Annotated in this window: 5 protein-coding genes; 1 reads left to right on the top strand and 4 read right to left on the bottom strand. The window is 55.0% G+C overall.

Features of this window, described 5'->3' with window-relative positions:
- Positions 1-187 precede the first annotated feature (187 nt).
- The 3 genes from ACPYOP_RS32755 to ACPYOP_RS32745 form a co-directional block, all read right to left on the bottom strand.
- Complete coding sequence (locus ACPYOP_RS32755; protein WP_481414354.1) at positions 188-619, bottom strand: hypothetical protein; 432 nt, start codon at positions 617-619, stop codon at positions 188-190.
- 174 nt (positions 620-793) lie between these two features.
- Positions 794-904 carry a hypothetical protein gene (locus ACPYOP_RS32750; RefSeq protein WP_481414356.1) on the bottom strand — a complete coding sequence of 37 codons (111 nt, stop codon included), beginning with the start codon at positions 902-904 and terminating at the stop codon, positions 794-796.
- Positions 904-1,281 (bottom strand): tetratricopeptide repeat protein, encoded by a 378-nt coding sequence (locus tag ACPYOP_RS32745; protein ID WP_481414353.1) that lies wholly within the window; start codon positions 1,279-1,281, stop codon positions 904-906. The genes ACPYOP_RS32750 and ACPYOP_RS32745 overlap by 1 nt, the downstream gene beginning before the upstream one ends.
- A 129-nt stretch (positions 1,282-1,410) precedes the next feature.
- Between ACPYOP_RS32745 and ACPYOP_RS32740 the strand changes: the two genes are divergently transcribed.
- Entirely contained in the window at positions 1,411-1,770 is a 360-nt protein-coding gene (locus tag ACPYOP_RS32740; RefSeq protein ID WP_481414352.1) for an ExbD/TolR family protein, read from the top strand.
- A 247-nt stretch (positions 1,771-2,017) separates the two neighbouring features.
- On the opposite strand, the gene ACPYOP_RS32735 is transcribed toward ACPYOP_RS32740, so the two are convergent.
- The gene (locus ACPYOP_RS32735; RefSeq protein ID WP_481414355.1) at positions 2,018-2,209 is read right to left on the bottom strand and encodes a DUF5131 family protein; all 192 of its coding nucleotides are present in this window, start codon (positions 2,207-2,209) and stop codon (positions 2,018-2,020) included.
- Between the last annotated feature and the right edge of the window lie 282 nt (positions 2,210-2,491).

The following is a 2,491-nucleotide window of genomic DNA, read 5'->3' as shown; positions in this document are numbered from 1 at the left end:
GGTCAGAATGGTGAATCTGATTTGCTCACAAAAGGGAATCCCAATTCCGATTCCGCCTAAATTCATCCCGCTCTAAGACGACTTAGTTTCCCGGCGCTCCTACATCCAGGCCAAGGAGCGGCTGGGATTGATCGCCCAGGAGTGAAAGAAATGCCTTCGTCTTAGCCGCAAGGGGGCTGAGACGACGCTAATTCTGCCACCATGGAACATATTCATCTTCGCTAGCGAGTATGGTGGCGTTCCCATCTTCGAAATCACCCGCTTCTACAGAGATAAGCCGCAATCCGAGTTCCGTTGCCAAATGACGCATGTTCTCAATGGCTTCTCGAATAGCGGTTTCGTTCGTCGGGATAATTCGGGACGCAACAATCTCGCATTGATCGCCATCGGAAACATTCAATTGCCTCTCCCGCAACATGGCGACCATCCCATCTTCGTCTATATTGCCCGAGCAAATGAAGCGACCGCCAACAGGTATCGTTGAAGGTTCGGTGCCTGAGGTCAGCTTTTGGATTGCCTGCGTTTTCTCAATCCAGTTTGGTTGCCGTTTCTCATACACGCCAGCGAGCACCATCGTCGGGATGGCCAACATTAGCGCAAAAATAATTCGCCATTTCATTTGCCCTCCGTGTGCAAAATTCGGCAGTTGACTGCTCGGCCATTCCAAGGGAATGCACACCACCTGCGCTACGCTTGCGCCGTTCGGCTAACACCTAAACGGCGAAGTTCTCGATAGATGGTGGAACACCCAAGACCGAGTTGCCTGGCCGCTTCTGTAGGTGAAGTCCTTGCCTCAATAAGCTTGATGGCAGCTTCGACCTTTTTTTGCGTCGAGCGGCTGGCGACTTGGCCGTTTTCCTCTGGCCTTTGCGGCAGCAAGGCCATCCTTCGTACGTTCGGAGATCAGTCGTCGTTCGAAATGCGCGATGGCACCGAAGACGTGAACCAGATCAGCGCCTGGCTATAATCTTTTGGAACACCACGCCCGTTTTGGTGGAGCAAAGCCAGCTTTGTCTGCGCGAGCGCCTCTCCTTGCTCGGCCGCCTTGCGGTACCATTCGGCAGCCTTGACGTTATCCTGGGCGATTTCATAGAGAGAGCCGAGCATATATTGGGCGAACGCATTTCCTTGCTCGGCTGCCAATTGCAGATGCGGCGCTTTGGCAACAACCTCGCTGTCAGAGGCGGCACTCGGACCCTGCATCGGGTCTGCCATTACCGCAGCTTGCGGGATCAATCCCACTGAAATGACTATCAACCCTCCCAAGATCGTTTTTTTCATGCCGGCCGTTGGCTCCGTTTCCAGTTGAAAGAACTTTCCTTTGAGACAGTCCCGTCTGTCAACGGCGTTGACAGACCAACGTTAAAGAAAACATTGTGCTAGGGATATGATCGTGGAAATGGGGGTAGAATGCTGGATTTCTTCCACTTGCTGTTGTTGCCGTTCGCCCTCATTTTGGCCTTGGCGGGCCCGCTCGTTTCGGAGGGAGTCCCCCCTGAATTGCCGAGATCATCAACGAATTCTCTTACCCCACCTGAAGATGCCTTGGTGGTTCTGGTGGATGAAGTTGGGCAAATCCATCTGGAGGATGGTCAGGCTCTTTCCGACGATACCGCTCGTGCTAGCCTGGAAGCTGTAGCCCGAGCAGGCCCAGACGTGCGCGTCTATCTCAAAGCAAGCCGTCGTGCGAACAGCGCTCGCGTCATGACTGTCATGCAGATGCTCAACCACATCGGATTTCAGCGCATTAGTCTGATGAAGGCCGAGTGAGGCAGTAAGTTGAAGAGGGCACGGCGGTTTAGGGGGCCGGCCGTGCCCTCGGCGCCCCTTTTCGTGGGCGGCTCTCAGGCCGCCTTCTTTATCTGTACATCGGAGAGTATTCTTTTACCGCTCATAGTCCTGTACTCCATTTATTCGTTTGAACGCGTATCAGGCGGAAAACGCGATCAGCTCGGCAATTTCTCCCTTAAGCAGTGGGATTGTACTTTTCATGTCTGTCTCCATCGATTGTAGCAATTCAAGCAGCGAGTGCCGGCGGAAAGTGTTCGTGTTCAACGCCGTCGACCAGACAGCCATTGTCCTTGCCGTGCAGGCCGCCGTTCTGCTTGTGATGGAAGGCGATGCCATTGCGGGCGCATTGATCGCGGATCGAACGCACGGCGTTCATATCAAGCAGCCGGCGTTTCGGCCCGCTCTCCCCGCCTGTGATGATCCAGTCAGGGTGTCAACGGCGGAGTTGTTTTGCCTTACGGTGGGCCTTGGCGGCGGCTTTACGGTCTTCCTTCAGGACGGCCAGCCTGGCGTCCGCTGCGGCCAATCGACGTTGCAATAGCGACATTCCCCTTACCTCTCTGGACGGAAATTTCCGAGTGCTGCCTCATACATGCTGTTGCGCGGCATGGAGATGCGGCGGATGTCTGGCTGGCGATCGTGTTCTCCTCCTTCTGCTGTTCGGAGGATACCCTGGCGTAGATCGCGGCGGCCTTCATCG

It is taken from the genome of Rhizobium sp. KNZ2-6A, from assembly GCF_056755475.1.
Note: the sequence above shows the minus strand (reverse complement) of the source record. Positions and strands in the feature narration are given on the sequence as shown.